Origin of the sequence: Micromonospora noduli (assembly GCF_003264475.1) — a bacterium.
GTDB classification, from domain to species: Bacteria; Actinomycetota; Actinomycetes; order Mycobacteriales; family Micromonosporaceae; genus Micromonospora; species Micromonospora noduli.
On record NZ_PYAC01000043.1, the window covers coordinates 93,960 to 110,939 of the forward strand.

The following is a 16,980-nucleotide window of genomic DNA, read 5'->3' on the forward strand; positions in this document are numbered from 1 at the left end:
CTCCGTCAACCCGGGGCGCGACGCTCAGGCTTCGCCGGCACCCAGGACACCTGCGATCAGCGAAGCGGGCTGCCGATCAACGGACCAGATGGCAAGCAGTGTGCTCGGTTGCGCTGCTCAGGACGTGGGTTGCGCAGGGTTGCGCGGGTCCCCATAGGACCGCAGCAGCCCATAGGCTCGTCACTGTTGGTAGTTGACTGATGCCTGGAGGCGGAACCATGGCGCGACCGGTGACGAACGCAGCGTTCGAGGGGCTGCTACTTGCCGCCGGCTACGGTAACGCTCACGCCGCCTTTGCTCGGCAGCTCAACCACGCCGGCCGCAATGAGGGCGCCTGGCGCTACGACGCTGCCAGCGTCTACTGGTGGTTGCGCGGTCGTCGGCCTGGCGAGCACGTCCAGGCCGCAATGGCTGAGACCCTAGCCCGCAAGCTCGGTCGCTCGGTCGGCGTGACCGAGCTGGGCTTTGGCGCGGCCGAGAGCATCAGCATGTGCGTCTACCCTGCGACCGTCGATGGGGCGATCGATACTGCCGAGCTGATCTGGACGAGGTTGGCCAAGCGCCTCAGCCAACAGGACAGCGGGGTGTTCGATAGCGGCAAAGCGCTAGAGGCGGCGCTTTGCTGGCGGTATGACCTGCCCGACAAAGCGGTCAGCCGGAGCGGCCGGCAACAGGTCACCTCCACCGACGTTCAATCGCTGTACGCGCTGGCGGACCACTTCACCGATCTTGACCGACGTCATGGCAGCGGCTCTCCGCGTACCCGTGCCGTCATGGCCGACTTCCTGGTGCGGCAGGTCTCGCCGATGCTGCAGGGGACCTACACCGATGCGGTGGGACGCGACCTCATGCGCGCAGCGGCAACACTCTCCGGCCAACTCGCCTTCATGTCGTACGACGCGGGCGAACATGCCGTGGCGCAACATCACGTGACCCTCGGCTTGCGGCTCGCCAAGGCCGCCCACGATCGGCTCTACGGCGCTCACCTGCTGGCGAACCTTGCCACCCAGGCTGTGTTCTTGGGGCACGCCCGAGAGGCGGCGCGGCTCGTCGAAGCAGCCATTGACGGGGCTAGCCGCGCACCGGCAGCCGTGCTCGCTCGGCTACATGCCACCGCTGCCACTGCCTATGGACAGTCAGGCGAGCGGCGTGCCTGCCAACTCGCACTAGCTAGGGCTGAGCGTGCTCTCGATCGGGCGGCCACAGATTCCGGCCCAGGCTGGGTGGGCTACTTCAGCCCTGCTCACCTGGCTGGAGCCGCGCTGAGGTGCCTCGGCGACCTGCATCTGTACACGCAGGCCCTTCGACACGCTCCGGACGCGCTCAACCTGGACAGCCAGAACACCCGGACGCGCGCCCTACACACCGCCCTCATCGCCATGACTCATGCCCGTGCTGGGGACACTGACGCCGCCTGCAATTGGGCCTCGAAGCTGGGGCAGCACGTTGTGGGCATCCAGTCGGCGCGCGTCCAACAACGCGTCCGCGAACTCGCTACTGCTCTCAGCCCGCAGCAGACATCGCCCCGGGTCAACGAAGTTCTGCATGCCCTCACGGGCGTGCCCGCAACCATTTAGAGCGCGAGCGCACCTGAACCTGTCCGCTAGCGTCACTGGGGTGACCTGGACGGAGCCCGCCACGTGGTACGCAAACCTGGCTTCCTTCTACGCCGCCGCCGCGGCCTTCATCACCGACCCGGCGGGCAACGTGCTGCTCGTTAAACCTACGTACCGCGATGGTTGGGCCTTCCCGGGTGGCTATGTAGACGAAGGCGAGTACCCGCATGACGCCTGCGCCCGCGAGATTCGAGAGGAGTTGGGGGTCACTATGGCGGTGGGAGACCTTCTCGTAGTCGATTGGGCATCGTCCGCCGGGCAGCGGCCGCGGGCGATAATCAGCTTTACGTTCGACTGCGGGTCCATCGCCAACCTCGAAGGCTTCGAAATACCGGGGCAGGAGTTGGACGACGTCGCCTTCTTCCCGCCCCAAGAGGCCGAACAGCGCCTTCCTGAAAGCGTCGCCACACGAGTTTATGCTGCAATGCGCGCCCGCGACCGACGCGCACCGGTATACCTTGCCGACGGCTCGGCTGTCCCAACGCCCCTCCGATGATGCAGCGGATTGCGCACCCCCTTCACGCTTCGCAGACGGGGCGCACACCCCGAAGTTATACCGCGACAATTGGAGGTTCCTCGATCATAAGGAACGAATGGAAGGCTCGATGAACTGCAAACCGCTGGTGATCGAGATTCGGCTGCAGTCGAACGGCTAAGGCCAATGCGCGCTCCATTGCAGTGCCGACCTCCGCAAACGAGAAGGTCTGAGGCCGGATCTCGACGCCCAAAAAATGAGGTAGCCACTAATTTCGCAAGTACTTGCACTCGACGCTCTTCTGAGAGTCCCGTGGATGCGAGCAAACTAAGGATTTGAGACCGCGTGAGGACTGGCCGGAAACCCCACTCAAGTTGTGCCAAGCTTCCTCGCCGTCGCCCATGGCCCTGTACTGCTCGTTATGGATCGAGCCGAAGACCTATACACGACGACCGGCGAGCAGGACCGACGTTCGAAGCGGGCAGTGCCTGTGGAGCGCCGGGACGTTCAGCAGTCAAGTCGACCAATTAGGCGATGTATTTCCTCGTAGCGTGGAAGCATGACAATTGGCTGGTCCAGTCGGTCATCATTGGAGCCGAAGAAGACTGGAACCATGAAGTGCTGAGACCGGCGTTCCAGTGCGTGTACCAGCGGTAACATCAGAGGGCCGTAATTGCTAGGCCAAAGGCAACCGACGTGTCCGACCCAAGTAACTAGCCCAACTAAGTTGTCGAGTTCGTATATTGGGTCCGGAGGTGCTGGGTAGAGTGCTGCCGCATACCATGGGTCTCCGTCAGGATCAAACCCGTGCGGCGATGTGGAGCAAAGGCGATAGATTCGTTTTTCGTTGTGGTGTGATCCGTAGATCCATCTCGCCTTTGCATCCCACCCGTCGATAGTCACGAACTCATTCGTGCTCGTGGTGGCTGCTATGGCTCGCTTGGCGCGTTTCCAGGTTATGTTAGGACCCTCCACCTTCTCGAAGGGTAGCCACGCTAGCTCAATAAATTCTTGGTCCACGCTAGACTTCCAGTCGTTGTCTATGTCTCGCATAGCGTCGTGGTGGCTCCTCCTGCTCCTGCACTCACGGTAGCCCATAGGTATAGGAGGAGTGGCATAGGCCTGGATTCCTGGCATCTTCATCAGGCTGCGCTGCGGCACCCCTTTTGGTCGGCTAGGGCACGACTCTGGCGCTTAAACCCGATAGATCGGAGTGTGCGCTTTAAGGAGCTACACGGCTGCCGGCCGCCGCGAAGCCCGGCCTACCGCTGGGTCGATTTCTAGCGGCGTTGGCAGGGCGAGCCGGTGCAGCAGACCCGATTGACCCCCTGTCCACGGGGTTGAGTCGCCAGGTGTCTCACTTCCGGCAGATGGTTGCCTGCAGTAGTTGATTGCGTGCATCCTGTTGGGCTGGGCGAGCCCGAGGAGGCACTGTGCCGGACCCCGTGTCCCCGACAAGTCCTACCGTCAGACGTCTGACCCAAGGTCTAGTAGCGCACCTGCTCGCGCAGGTCAAGAGCAGCGAGCGGCCGAATCGCGACGCGATCGACGAGGCCAACACCTACTGGTTTCGTAGGCTGCCCCAAGACAACGCGCGTTCCCGCGGACCGGTCATCATGCAGGTCGCCTACCCTCCGCCACCGGAACCACCTGTACCCCCAACAGCGCTTCGTGACCTGCTAGACGGTACGGAGTACGGCAATGCCGAAGGCCCGCCACTCCAGCTCGTGACGAACGACGGTGGGCGCGCAGCGACAGGTCCGGCAATCTCCGATTCCCTTCGGCGGGAGTACGAGGACTGGCTCGCCGTGTGGACGAAGTGGGCCGAGCAGGAGCGCCGCGTGGGGGAGCAGCGCGCCACCTACACCTACCTGGAGCGACTTCAGCGCCTGGCACAGCAACGCGGCGATACCGAGGAGCTTGTGCTCGGTGTCGGTCTCCTTACCTCCAGCGCCGCTGGCCGCTGGGCTGTTCGGCGGCACCTGCTGGTCTGGAACGCCGCCATCGTTGAGGACCCGGCGACCGACAGCCTGCAGGTCGCCTTGTCCCTCGACCAGCGGATGAAGATCGAGGACCAAGACTTTCTCATGTCTCAAGACGGATACCGCGCCAAACCCTTCGAATCTCCTTGGTTCGATACGGGAGCGCAGCTGCACCCCTTTTCGCCGGAGGTGGTGCGCCTACTGCAACTCTGGCGGCGCCGTTGCTGGGACCGTGCGCTCCACCTTGCTGACGACCGGTGGGAACCTCCGCTCCTCGACGAGGCCGACACGACACGGCTGACCCTCGCCCCAGCCCTGTTCCTCCGCCGCCGTGACCGCAAGGGACTGGAGCGGGTCTACCGCACCATCGCTGACAGCCTTGAGGACGCGGAATCTCCTACCCCCCTCGGGCTGGCGCAACTCGTGACCCCGATCGAGGCAACGGAACGCTGCAATTGGCTCAAGGGCGCGGGACGGGATCGCCCGGTCAACAGCGACGACCCGCTGTTTCCTCTCGCCAGTAACCGAGAGCAGCGCAGGGTGCTGGCCAAGCTCAGCGACGACACGACCGTCGTCGTGCAGGGCCCACCAGGCACGGGCAAGACACACACGATCGCCAACCTCATCTGCGCGCTGCTCGCCGACGGCCAGAGGCTGCTCATCACGAGCCAGAAGGACCAAGCGCTGCGCGTGCTCCGCGAGAAGTTACCCGAGTCGGTGCGGCAACTGTGTGTACTCATGACGGGCATGCAACGGACAGGAACAGACGAACTTGACCGCAGCATCACCGCGCTGTCGGAGCTGTCCTCCACGATCACCGTCGACGAGCTACATAGCGACATCACCCAACTTCGGCAACAGCGCGCCAGCCTGAGCGCTCAACTCGAGCAGACGATCCGGGGTTTGGGCGTGATCCGCGAACAGGAGTACACGATTCACCCGCCGATCGCCGCTGGCTATGGCGGCACGCTCGCGCAAATCGTCGAACAAATCAACGCCGGCCGCGATCAGCACGGCTGGATCGAACCCCTACCCACCGGCGCCTGCGGGGATGCGCCCCTGTCGAACGACCAGGCCCAACAGTTGTGGCAGCTTCTCACCTCCGCCACACCAGAACGCGCCGCACGAGCCCAGCAGTTCATTCCCGACCCCGACCAGGTTCCACACGCCGCGGACGTCGCCGCCACGATCGCCACCATCGCTCACGCTGAGCGGATCCTCGGCGCCGACCACACCGCCACTGCCTGGTCACTCACCACACTCGACGACGCCACCCTTGCTGAAATTCAGCGCCACGTCGCGGTTGCCACCGATGCCCTGGCATCCTGCGGCCTACCCGACGCGATCACTGACTGGGACCCCGCAGACTGGCGACGCAGAGCCGCGGAAGCGCTCCTAACCCGGCAAAGCCCGGCCTACTGGGAGGCCCTATTCGCCGAACTGCGAGAGGTGGAGCCCCACGTACGTGCCCTCACGGCGCTCAACGACTGCGACATCGACCTGGGCACCACACCCCTCACCGCAGCCCACCTCAGCCGCCTCTCGGGCCAGGCCAAGCGTCTGCGTAGGCACCTGGCCAATGGCCGACGCCTACGCCGCTACCTGCCCCCACGCGCCCAGCTCGACGCCACCGACCTGCTGCAAAGCTGCACGGTTGACGGCGCCCCGCCCGCCACCACCTCAGAACTGACCGCACTGTCCACCTTCCTTCAGGCCGAAACAGCCGTCACCACGGCTCTGGAAGCATGGGCCCAGGTCGGCGTTCCGACGTTCCACGGGCCGCTACGCCGTCGAGTCGCACATCTCCACGACATCTCACGCAACGCCTCGGCCCTGCGCACGCTCGCCGCAGCGCGGGACACAGTGGAGCGCCTTCTACGCAGCCACGGAATCCGCTTCGCAGTCCGCAGCCCGCAAGATTGGGACCTCCTCGTCCGCATTGGCCACAACCGAACGACTATCACCGGGGCACGGCAGGCGTCCGAAGCCATCACTGAGCTCACCAACAGAATGCAGAAATGGCGCCGGAACCCAGACGTCGCCCCCGAAGCCGCCGAGCTCAGCGTTGCTCTTGGAAGCAGCGACATCGACCGTTACGCGGCGGCCCGCCGACAGCTTGATCTGGCCAGGAGCGACAAGGACTCACAACAGCGCTGCGAACAGTTGCTCCAGAGACTCTCCGCCGCCCACCCGGCACTCGCCACCCAGATCAGCGAGAACCTCAACGATCCAACCTGGGGACACCGCCTCAACGACCTCGAAGCGTCGTGGGCCTGGAGCGCAGCAGCGGCCTACCACCAGATGATCCGGCCAACAGATACCGAGCAGATCCACGAGCAGCGCATCGGTGATGTTGAACTAGAACTCAACCGCGTGACCGCAGAGCTAGCTGGTAAACAGGCTCTGCATCACTGCCTGGAACATATAACGGAAGAACAGCGTCAAGCTCTCCAGTCCTACAAGACCAACATGGGCGCCTACGGCCGAGGGCAGGGCAAGAACAAGGACCGGTACCTCACCGCAGCGTTCGAGGCGATGAAGAACGCCCAGCAGGCCGTCCCCGCCTGGGTCATGCCCCTATCAGCCGTGATCGACACCATCACGCCACGACCCAACGCCTTTGACGTCGTCATCGTCGATGAAGCCAGCCAAGCCAGCGTCGACAACCTCTTCCTTCTGTGGCTGGCACCACGAGTCATCGTCGTCGGCGACGAGAAGCAGTGCGCACCCGGTGCCAACTACCGAAACAACGACTCCGAGGCCGTGCAAGAGAGCCTAGACCGGCACCTAGCCGACATGGCCTTGAACCTGCGCAACGGTTTCCTCCCCACCTCGAATCTCTACGAACTCCTAGCCACCCGCTTCTCCGATGTCGTTCGACTCTCCGAACACTTCCGATGCATGCCCGAAATCATCGGATGGTCCTCTGCGCAGTTCTACGACGGCAGACTTATCCCACTCCGTCAGTTCGGGGCCGACCGCCTCGATCCCCTCAGAGTCGTGCAGGTCAACGACGCCATGGAAGAGGGACAACGGGCAACCCTGCGCAATCAGGTCGAAGCCAGCGCCATCATCGATCACGTTCAAAAGATCATCGACGACCCGATGTGCCGCAACAAGACCATCGGTATCATCGCGCTGCAGAGCGGCAAACAGACTCAGATCCTTGAGAAGCTGCTCTACGAGCGCATCGACCCGGCCGACATACGCCACCGACAAATTCGAGTTGGCCAACCACCCGACTTCCAAGGCGACGAACGCGACATCGTCCTGCTTTCCATGGTCGTGACGAAGGCCAGAACGGCTCTCACCGGCCGCACCGAGCAGCGTCGGTACAACGTCGCCGCCAGTCGCGCCCGTGACCAACTCTGGCTGTTCACCTCGGTGCCCCCTAACAGCCTGAATCCCGCCGACCTTCGCCACTCCCTGCTGACCTACATGCTCCACCCTCCGGCGACCTTCACGGTCGATCCCGAGCTCGATGACGTCACCCCCGACACCCGCACCGAACCCTTCGCCTGCCTGCTGCAGCAACGCGTCTTCCTGGAGCTGCGGCGCCGCGGCTACGCCGTAGTCCCGCACTACCCCGTCGACCACCGAGCCATCGATCTTGTCGTCGTCGGCGACAACGGCCGGCTGGCCGTCGAGTGCGACACACCGTCGCGGTACCGACAACCCGAGCAGGTCCAGCAGGAACTACACCGCGAGCGAGAACTGCGCCGAGCCGGTTGGCAGTTCATTCGCATCCGGGACAGCGAATACCTGCACGACCCCGCTGCCGCCCTCGAACCACTCTGGCAGCAACTACAGCAACGAGGCATCGAACCTCGTTCACTGCCCGCAGCACCACGCCAGCAGCCACGTTGGAGACCCACAACGCTGTCCGATGACGAAGACGACCTCTAGGAGACCCGCGTGCTCGAGAGTATCGACGACAACACCCTCGATGAGATCGCCCGAATCGCTTGTGGCGGCGACGACTACCCCGTGTATCGACGTGGGGCCGAGCTGCCCAAGCTTCTCCAACAAGCCGGCTGGGAGAACGTCGCGCCCTACAACGGCGAACAGCGCCGAAGCTGGCTCACCAACCAGCTCCGTCAACGTCGAGACACACCCGGGGCCATCGATGCGCTCGTCTGCCGCCTTGCTGACCGACGTGAATACGTTCATCGCAACGAGCCCTTGGCCGCCGCCGAGGTCACCGAGCTACTCAACAGCATCCTCGCCATCGAAGGCTTCGAGATCGCACACAGCCAGGGGCGACCCGTCATTCGGCCCTACAAGCAGCCAGAGGACCAAGAGCAACAGTCACCAGACGTCATGCTCCACGTGGCCATGGCAGACATCGTCCGCGACGCCGACCTCGCGATCGTCCTTGAAAGTCGGCTCAACGAGGCACGTATCTGCGACCGCAACGGTGCCTACGCCAGCGCGATCATCATGCTCGGCAGCCTTCTGGAAGGCGTTCTCCTCGACGCCGTCAAGGCCCGCACGCCCAACGCACAAAAGCCTCTCGACAAGTGGACCCTGCACGAGCTGATCGAGACCGCCCACCATGAAAAGTGGATACAAGCCGACGTCCGCGGTTTCGCTGGAAAACTCCGCGAATATCGCAACCTCGTGCATCCCAACGCCCAGGTGAAGATCGGCCATGCTCCAGACCGCGATACTCTCAGCATGTGTTGGCCCGTGATCAACGCAGCCCTTAACGACTTGGCGGCCACCGCAACATGACACCGAGGCTGCGGCTGGCCGCTTGACGTACTCGACATGCCTCAAGAGATCCCGTGCACCAGCGAGCCCCAGCCGTCGTCGGCCGGCTGACCAGCGCAGACATCGAACCGAACGGAACTCGGAGCTACTCTGTCTCACCCCTTACGACCGTATGAGGTCATGCGAGATCAGAGCGCCACGATCGCCGCAGTCTCCGCCGGCAGCTGGATCCGGTCCCGCATCACCGTGACCCCCTCCCCCGTAGCCAACAACACCCGTCGAGCCACCCCAGGCAGCGAAACCCCCTGCCCCCGCCCAGCCAGGTTCGCCACCACAAGCGTGTCCCCCCGCCGCATCACCAAAAACTGGTCCCCGTGCTGCACAGAGACAGCGTTCAACCGAGGATCCGACAGGTCCGGCAGCGACCGCCGCAGCCCAATCAACCGCTGGTAAAAAGACAACATCTCCCGGTGCTCAGGCTTGTCCAGCTCGGCCCAGTCCAACCTCGACCGCACGAACGTCTGGGGGTCCTGCGGGTCGGGCACGTCCCCCTCCGGCCACCCGTGCGCAGCGAACTCCCGCCGCCGCCCGGTCCGCACCGCAGAGGCCAACTCCGGCTCCGGGTGCGAGGTGAAGAACTGCCAGGGCGTCGAGGCGGCCCACTCCTCCCCCATGAACAGCATCGGAGTGAACGGCGCCGTCAACAGCAGCACAGCCCCAACGCGGAGCAGCGAAGGCGAGAGAGAAGCCGAGATCCGATCCCCGGCAGCCCGGTTGCCGATCTGGTCGTGGTTCTGCAGGTACGCCACGAACCGGTGCCCCGGCACCCGAGGATCAACAGGTCGCCCATGGTGCCGGTTGCGGAAGCTCGACCAGGTCCCCGCGTGGAAGAACCCGCCGGTCAACACATCAGACAACGTCTCCAAGGACCCGAAGTCCCCGTAGTACCCCTGCCGCTCCCCCGTCAGCAACGTGTGCAGCGCGTGGTGCGCGTCGTCGTTCCACTGCGCGTGCAGCCCGAACCCACCAGCCTCCCGAGGCGTGATGAGCCGCGGGTCGTTGAGGTCCGATTCGGCGATCAGCGACAACGGCCGCCCCAGGTGCGTCGACAGAGACTCGACGGAAACCGCCATCTCTTCGAGCAGGGGAACAGCCCGCGAGTCGGGCAGCGCGTGCACAGCGTCCAACCGCAGCCCGTCGACGTGGTAGTCGCGCAGCCACATGAGCACGCTGTCGATGATGTAGCGGCGTACCTCGTCGGAGTGCGGGCCGTCCAGGTTGATCGAGCGACCCCAACTGTTGCTCTGCTCGGCGAGGTAGGGCCCGAACCGCGGCGCGTAGGCCCCGGAGGGCCCGAAATGGTTGTAGACAACGTCGAGGATCACCCCCAGACCGCGAGCGTGGGCGGCGTCGACGAACCGTTTCAGGCCGTCGGGGCCGCCGTAGGGCTCGTGTGGGGCGTACCAGCAGACGCCGTCGTACCCCCAGTTGTGTTCGCCGTTGAAGGCGTTGATCGGGAGCAGTTCGATCAGGTCGACGCCCAGCGACACCAGGTGGTCGAGGCGGTCGATGGCCGCGTCGAAGGTGCCTTCCGGGGTGAAGGTGCCGATGTGCAGCTCGTAGAGGATGCTGCCGGGCAGTTGCCGGCCGGTCCACGCGCTGTCGGACCACGCGAATTCGGCGTGGTCGTAGCGGCGGCTCGGCCCGTGCACTCCCGCAGGCTGCCACGGTGACCGGGGGTCGGGCAGTGGGGTTTCGTCGTCGTTCAGCAGAAAGGAGTAGTCGAGGCCGGCGTCGGGCACCTCGACCCGCCACCAGCCGTCGGCGGCGGCGCGCATCTCGTGGTCGGTGTCGCCGGCCAGGCGCAGCCGCACCCGCTCGGCGTCCGGCGCCCACACGCTGAATTCGGTCATCACGCAGCCTCCACGGAAGCGGTGGAAGGAGCCAGCAGAGCCACGGGATAGTCGGCCAGAAGGTCGTCCAGAGGGGTCTCCCCGCCACTGTAGACCCGGCCGGTGAACAGGTCCTTCATCTCGTGAACGGGAAGTGACAGAGCTGTGTCACACCACCCACCGGCGCGTGCCAGGCCCAGCGGCAGCCGGGTCGCCACGGCGATCGCGCCGCCCCGGTCGAAGGCCACCACGTGCCGGCCCACCCGCCCGTGCGCCGGCACCGGCCGGTAGGTGGTGAACAGCTCCGGGTGCGCCCTCCGCAGCCGCAGGGTCCGCGACACGACGAGCAGCTTCGCCGCTCCGTCAGTGTCGACCGGGGGACGCCAGCCGCCGTCGATGCGTGCCAGCAACTCTCGGCGTACGTCGAAGTCGACCGGGCGGCGATTGTCCGGGTCGACGAGGGAGTTGTCCCACAGCTCGGTGCCCTGGTAGGTGTCCGGCACCCCGGGCATGGTGAGTTGGATCAGCTTCTGCCCGAGCGAGTTGCACCAGCCGGCCGGGGTGATCGCGGCGGCGAGTTCGGTCAGCTCGTCGTGCAGGCTCGGGTCGTCGTACATCTGGTCGACAAGGGTGTGCACTGCCTGCTCGAAGGCCGGGTCGGGGTCCGCCCAACTGGTCGAGGCCCCGGCTTCCCGGGCCGCCTTCTCGACGTACGCGTGCAGCCGTTCCCGCTCGATCGGCCACGCGCCGACGGCGGTCTGCCAGAGCAGGTGGGCGAAGGCCGGGTCGGGCAGCGGCGCGTACTCCATCCAGGCTTTGACCTGCTCGGCCCAGCGGCCCGGGATCTCGCTGAGCACGGCGAGGCGGGCGCGGACATCCTCGCTGCGTTTGGTGTCGTGGGTGGAGACGGTGGTCATGCTGGCCGGCCAGCGGACCTGTTGGGCGGTGGCGAAGCGGTGGAACTCCGCGGGCGGCACCCCGAAGCGGGTGGGGCTGTCGCCGACCTCGTTGAGCGCCACGAACCGGGTCCACCGGTAGAACGCGGTGTCCTCCACGCCCTTGGCCATCACCGCGCCGGTGAGCTGCGGGAACCGCATGCCCAGCTCGTCGTTGGGGTTGCGCAGCCGGCGGGTGACAGCGTCCAGGGCGGCGGCCAGGTCGGGCCGGCGGCGGCCGGCCTCGGAGCGGGCGGCGGCGAGGTGCCGGGCGCCGTACGGCGGGTAGCCCCGGTAGACGTCGAACGCGGCGGCAATCTCGGCGAGCGCCGCGCGGGCCTGCTCGGTGGGCACCTCGGGGGCGAGGGCGGCCAGCCGGGTCAGCTCGGCGGCGAGCAGCTGGGTGGCGGCGGCCAGCTTGGTGGTGTGGGTCAGGTCCTCCCAGGAGGTGTGCTGCCCGGTGAGGCGGTTGTCCAGTGCGGTGAAGTCACCCTCGGCGTCGATGTCGATGAAGAGCCCACCGACCATGGCAAGGGCGTCGTAGCCAGTGGTGCCGTCCACCGGCCAGTCCGGCAGCTCCTCGCCGTACTCCAGGATCTTCTCCACCACGAGCCAGGCGTCCGGTGCGGCCTCCCGCAACCGGGCCAGGTAGCCGACCGGGTCGCGCAGGCCGTCCGGGTGGTCGACGCGGATGCCGTCGACCTCCCCGGCGGCGGCCCAGCGCAGGATCAGCTCGTGGGTGGCGGCGAAGACCGCCGGGTCCTCCACGCGCAGACCCGCCAGGCCCGCGATGGCGAAGAACCGGCGGTACGTCAGCTCGGCGTCACCGCGCCGCCACGAGACCAGCTCGTAGTGCTGCCGGTCGTGCACCTCCCGGGCGCTGCCGTCGCCGGTGCCGTCGGCGATCGGGAAGCGGTGCTCGTGGTAGCGCAGCTCCCCGTCGACCACCTTGAGGTCGTCGAGGGCGGCCGGGTCGTCGCCCAACACCGGCAGCAGCAGCCGGCCCCGGTCCCAGTCGATGTCGAACCAGTCGGCGTACGCCGAGTCGCGCCCTCGGCGGAGCACGTCCCACCAGGCGGGGTTGGCGGCCGGGACGGCGACCCCGGCGTGGTTGGGCACGATGTCGACGACCAGGCCGAGCTGCTTGTCGCGCAGGGCGGCCAGCAGCCGATGACGGGCGGCCTCCCCGCCCAGCTCCGGGTTGACGGCCCGGTGGTCGACCACGTCGTAGCCGTGCTGGGAGCCGGGGGTGGCGGTCAGCAGCGGGGCGCTGTAGAGGTGGCTGACGCCGAGGTCGTCCAGGTAGTCGACGATCGCGGCGGTGGCGTCCAGGTCGAAGCCGGGGCGGACCTGGACCCGGTAGGTGGCAGTGGGAGGGGTGGCCGGCATGTCAGATCGTCCTCTCCAGCACGACGAGGGAACGGTCCGGCACCCGGATGGTGCCGCCCGCGCTGATCACCGTGGCGTCGTCCGGCTCGGGTTCGGCGGTGCTGATCACCCGTTCCCACTTCTGGCCGTACTCGCTGCCGGGCATGACGAAGTCCAGCGGCGCGTCGTGTGCGTTGAAGCAGAGCAGGAACGACGCGTCGTGGTGCTTCTGGCCGTACTGGCCGCGCTCGCGGATGCCCTCGCCGTTGACGAAGAGCGCCACCGAGCGGCCGAAGTCGTTGCCCCAGTCCTCGCCGGTCATCTCCCGCCCGTCCGGGGTGTACCAGGCCAGGTCGGGCAGCGGCTCGTCGATGCCGCGCCCGTTCACCGGCAGCCCCGTGAAGAACCGGCGGCGGCGGAACACCTGGTGTCGTTTGCGGAACGCGGTGAGCGTGCGGACGAAGTCCAGCAGTTGCTCGTCGGCGTTGTCCCAGTCGACCCAGGCCAGCTCGCTGTCCTGGCAGTAGACGTTGTTGTTGCCGCGCTGGGTGCGGCCCAGCTCGTCACCGTGGCCGATCATCGGCACGCCCTGCGACAGCATCAGGGTGGCCAGGAAGTTGCGCCGCTGCTTGGCCCGCAGGGCGAGGACCGCCTCGTCGTCGGTGTCGCCCTCGACCCCGCAGTTCCAGGACCGGTTGTGGCTCTCGCCGTCGCGATTTTCCTCGCCGTTGGCCTCGTTGTGCTTGTCGTTGTAGGACACCAGGTCATTGAGGGTGAACCCGTCGTGAACGGTGACGAAGTTGATGCTGTGGAACGGTCGGCGGCCGTCGTCCTGGTAAAGGTCGGCGGAGCCGGAGATCCGGGACGCGAACTCGGCGAGGGTGGCCGGCTCGCCGCGCCAGAAGTCGCGCACCGTGTCGCGGTACTTGCCGTTCCACTCCGTCCACAGCGGCGGGAAGTTGCCCACCTGGTAGCCGCCGGGGCCGACGTCCCACGGTTCGGCAATCAGCTTCACCTGGCTGACCACCGGGTCCTGCTGCACCACCTCGAAGAAGGTGGACAGCCGATCGACCTCGTAGAACTCGCGGGCCAGGGTGGCGGCCAGGTCGAACCGGAAGCCGTCGACGTGCATCTCGGTCACCCAGTAACGCAGCGAATCCATGATCAGTTGCAGCGAGTGCGGGCTGCGCACGTTGAGGCTGTTGCCGGTGCCGGTGTAGTCGACGAAGTAGCGGCGGTCCTCCTCGCTGAGCCGGTAGTAGCTCGGGGCGTCCACGCCCTTGAAGCTCAGCGTCGGCCCGAGGTGGTTGCCCTCGGCGGTGTGGTTGTAGACCACGTCGAGGATGACCTCGATGCCGGCCGCGTGCAGCGCCTTCACCATGCCCCGGAACTCCTGCACCTGCTGGCCGGTCCGGCCCAGCGCCGAGTAGCCGTGGTGCGGGGCGAAGAAGCCGATGGTGTTGTAACCCCAGTAGTTGCGCAGCCCCAGGTCGACGAGGCGGTTGTCGTGGATGAACTGGTGCACCGGCATCAGCTCGATCGCCGTCACCCCGAGTCGGGTCAGGTAGTCGATCATCGGCGGGGAGGCGATGCCCGCGTACGTGCCGCGCAGCTCCTCCGGGATGTCCGGGTGGCGCATGGTCAGCCCGCGCACGTGCGCCTCGTAGATCACGGAGTGGTGGTAAGGGGTGCGCGGCGGCTTGTCGTTGCCCCAGTCGAAGTACGGGTTGACCACCACCGACTTCGGCATGAACGGCGCCGAGTCGGTCTCCGACATCCGCTCCGGCTCGTCCAGGTCGTAGTCGTAGACCGCCGGGTCCCACTCCACGTCACCGTCGATGGCCTTGGCGTACGGGTCGAGCAGCAGCTTGTGCGGGTTGCAGCGCAGCCCGTTCGCCTGGTCGTACGGGCCGTACACCCGGTAGCCGTAGCGCTGACCCGGCTCGATGCCCGGCAGGTACGCGTGCCACACGTAGGCGTCGACCTCGCGCAGCTCGACGCGGCGCTCCGCGCCGGTGTCCCACTCGTCGAAGAGGCACAGCTCGATCCGCTCGGCCACCTCGGAGAAGATGGCGAAGTTGGTGCCCATCCCGTCGTAGGTGGCGCCCAGGGGGTACCGCTCGCCCGGCCAGACCTGCATGTCGCTCCTTAGACCATGGTTATGTGCGCACCGGCCGAGATCGCCCGCGCGCACGCAGGTAGTGCCCCCGGCCCGGGCGCGCCAATCCATCCTTTCAGGCGGTGGGCGAAAACCGCCCGTCTGATGCGCGCTACACCGATCGGGTGTCCTCCGTCACGATGACCCTTTTCGAGATGCGTTCTCGGGTCCGATGCACTTTCCTTGACCGGGGACAAGCGTTCGCGCGTGCCCGCCAGGCCCTCGGCCACTCCTTACACCTCTCGCTCCGCCGCCACTGACGCCGGCGCGTACCACCATGCATGGACGGAGATTGATGTGACACTGCGGGTCGACGAGCAGCTCCCTGCCACCAAGGACCGGGCCCACCGGCCCACAGTGACCTCCCGGCCCCCCGCGCAGTCCGGTCCCACCGCGCAGCCCGGCACGCCCATGCCGGCGCAGTCCGGCCCCGGGGTGCCCCCGCAGACCCGCCGCATCCTCATGCTGTCCTGGGAGTACCCGCCGGTGCTCGTCGGCGGTCTCGGTCGACACGTGCACGCCCTCTCCGTCGCCCTCGCCGCCGCCGGCCACGAGGTCACCGTCGTCACCCGCCACAGCGAGGGCGCGCCCCTGGAGGAGTACGCCGACGGTGTGCGCATCCTGCGCGCCCCCGAGGACCCCGTCACCTTCCCCCTCGCCACCGGCTCGCTGCTGGCCTGGACCATGGCCTTCAACCACACACTCACCCGCACCGCCCTGCGCGCCACCCAGGCCGGCTCCTACGACGTCATCCACGCCCACGACTGGCTCGTCGCGCACACCGCGATGACGTTGCGCGACCACCTGGACATCCCGCTGGTCAGCACGATCCACGCCACCGAGGCCGGCCGGCACCAGGGCTGGCTGCCGGAGGAGATGAACCGCACCATCCACGGCGTCGAGCAGTGGCTCAGCAGCGAGTCCAACCGGGTGATCGTCTGCTCCGGTTACATGCGCGACGAGGTGAACGCTCTCTTCGGCGTACCGGCCGGGCGGGTCGACGTGGTCGCCAACGGCGTGGAGCCACACCGCTGGCGGGTGCCCGCGCGTGCCGTGGCCGCCGCCCGCGCCCGCTTCGCCGGGAACGGCCCGCTGGTCACCTTCGCCGGGCGCCTGGTGTACGAAAAGGGCGTCCAGCACCTGATCGCCGCGCTCCCCCGGCTGCGCGAGCGGCACCCCGGGCTGCGTGCCGTGATCGCCGGTGACGGCCCGTACCGCGCCGAGTTGGAGGCCGAGGTGCACCGCCGCGGCCTCGGCGGCATGGTCACCATGCCGGGCTTCCTGGGCGGCACCGACCTGCCGGCGCTGATGGCCGCGTCGGACTGCTTCGCCGTGCCGAGCATCTACGAGCCGTTCGGCATGGTCGCCCTGGAAGGCGCCGCGGCCGGCGCTCCCCTGGCAGTCGCCGCCACCGGTGGCCTCGGCGAGATCGTGGAGCCGGGCGTCACCGGGATGACCTTCCGCCCACACGACCCGGACAGCCTGACCGACGCCGTGGACGCGCTGCTGTCGGATGCCGACCGTTCCCGCGTCATGGCCCGCCGCGCCCGCCGGATGGTCCACGACCAGTACGGCTGGGCCGCGATCGCCCAACGCACCGCCGCCAGCTACGCCGCCGCCATCCACCACGACGCCGCGTTCACCGCCGAGCGCGCCGAGCAGCGGATGTCGCAGGGTCGCGCCCTTCCGGCGCTGCCCGAGGGCAACCTGCTCGCCGCCGCCGGCCTGCGCTGACCCTCGCCGTCCAGGCCCGATTCCGGCTCGGCCCGGACTCGGGCCTGGCTCCGGCCTGGCTCGGGCTCGGGCCTGGCTCCGGCCTGGCTCGGGCTCGGGCCTGGCTC

8 protein-coding genes are annotated in these 16,980 nt (G+C 67.1%); 5 read left to right on the plus strand and 3 right to left on the minus strand.

Going from position 1 to position 16,980, the window contains the following annotated elements; translation table 11 throughout:
- The first annotated feature begins 218 nt into the window (after window positions 1-218).
- The 4 genes from MED15_RS31950 to MED15_RS31965 all read left to right on the plus strand — a co-directional run bounded on the left by MED15_RS31950 (window position 219) and on the right by MED15_RS31965 (window position 8,807).
- Window positions 219-1,577, plus strand: a complete 1,359-nt coding sequence (locus MED15_RS31950; protein WP_146766767.1) for an NsdA family TPR-like regulatory protein — start codon at window positions 219-221, stop codon at window positions 1,575-1,577.
- Window positions 1,578-1,617: 40 nt separating this feature from the next.
- Window positions 1,618-2,112: an NUDIX domain-containing protein gene (locus MED15_RS31955; RefSeq protein WP_244220651.1), complete on the plus strand. Its 495-nt coding sequence runs from the start codon at window positions 1,618-1,620 to the stop codon at window positions 2,110-2,112.
- A gap of 1,412 nt (window positions 2,113-3,524) precedes the next feature.
- On the plus strand, window positions 3,525-7,979 hold the full coding sequence (locus tag MED15_RS31960; RefSeq protein ID WP_146766768.1) for an AAA domain-containing protein: 4,455 nt from the start codon (window positions 3,525-3,527) through the stop codon (window positions 7,977-7,979).
- Window positions 7,980-7,988: 9 nt separating this feature from the next.
- On the plus strand, window positions 7,989-8,807 hold the full coding sequence (locus MED15_RS31965) for a hypothetical protein (RefSeq protein ID WP_112737751.1): 819 nt from the start codon (window positions 7,989-7,991) through the stop codon (window positions 8,805-8,807).
- A 167-nt stretch (window positions 8,808-8,974) separates the two neighbouring features.
- Here MED15_RS31965 and treZ read toward each other — a convergent pair whose 3' ends face one another.
- From treZ to glgX, 3 genes are read right to left on the minus strand one after another with little or no spacing between them, the layout of a single operon-like run.
- Window positions 8,975-10,699 (minus strand): malto-oligosyltrehalose trehalohydrolase, encoded by a 1,725-nt coding sequence (gene treZ / locus MED15_RS31970; RefSeq protein ID WP_112737900.1) that lies wholly within the window; start codon window positions 10,697-10,699, stop codon window positions 8,975-8,977.
- A complete protein-coding gene (treY, locus tag MED15_RS31975) occupies window positions 10,699-13,002 on the minus strand; it encodes a malto-oligosyltrehalose synthase (RefSeq protein ID WP_112737753.1) in 2,304 nt (767 codons plus the stop codon). The genes treZ and treY overlap by 1 nt, the downstream gene beginning before the upstream one ends.
- A 1-nt stretch (window position 13,003) precedes the next feature.
- Window positions 13,004-15,121 carry a glycogen debranching protein GlgX gene (gene glgX, locus MED15_RS31980; RefSeq protein WP_112676522.1) on the minus strand — a complete coding sequence of 706 codons (2,118 nt, stop codon included), beginning with the start codon at window positions 15,119-15,121 and terminating at the stop codon, window positions 13,004-13,006.
- A gap of 429 nt (window positions 15,122-15,550) precedes the next feature.
- Here glgX and MED15_RS31985 point away from each other — a divergent pair, with 429 nt between their 5' ends.
- On the plus strand, window positions 15,551-16,873 hold the full coding sequence (locus tag MED15_RS31985; RefSeq protein ID WP_167457784.1) for a glycosyltransferase family 4 protein: 1,323 nt from the start codon (window positions 15,551-15,553) through the stop codon (window positions 16,871-16,873).
- The last annotated feature ends 107 nt before the right edge of the window (window positions 16,874-16,980 follow it).

Bases quoted from the DNA above. Each gene is read 5' to 3' on its own strand.
- MED15_RS31950 (WP_146766767.1), top strand. From the start codon at position 219: ATGGCGCGACCGGTGACGAACGCAGCGTTCGAGGGGCTGCTACTTGCC.
- treZ (WP_112737900.1), bottom strand. From the start codon at position 10,699: ATGACCGAATTCAGCGTGTGGGCGCCGGACGCCGAGCGGGTGCGGCTG.
- treY (WP_112737753.1), bottom strand. From the start codon at position 13,002: ATGCCGGCCACCCCTCCCACTGCCACCTACCGGGTCCAGGTCCGCCCC.
- glgX (WP_112676522.1), bottom strand. From the start codon at position 15,121: ATGCAGGTCTGGCCGGGCGAGCGGTACCCCCTGGGCGCCACCTACGAC.
- MED15_RS31985 (WP_167457784.1), top strand. From the start codon at position 15,551: ATGCCGGCGCAGTCCGGCCCCGGGGTGCCCCCGCAGACCCGCCGCATC.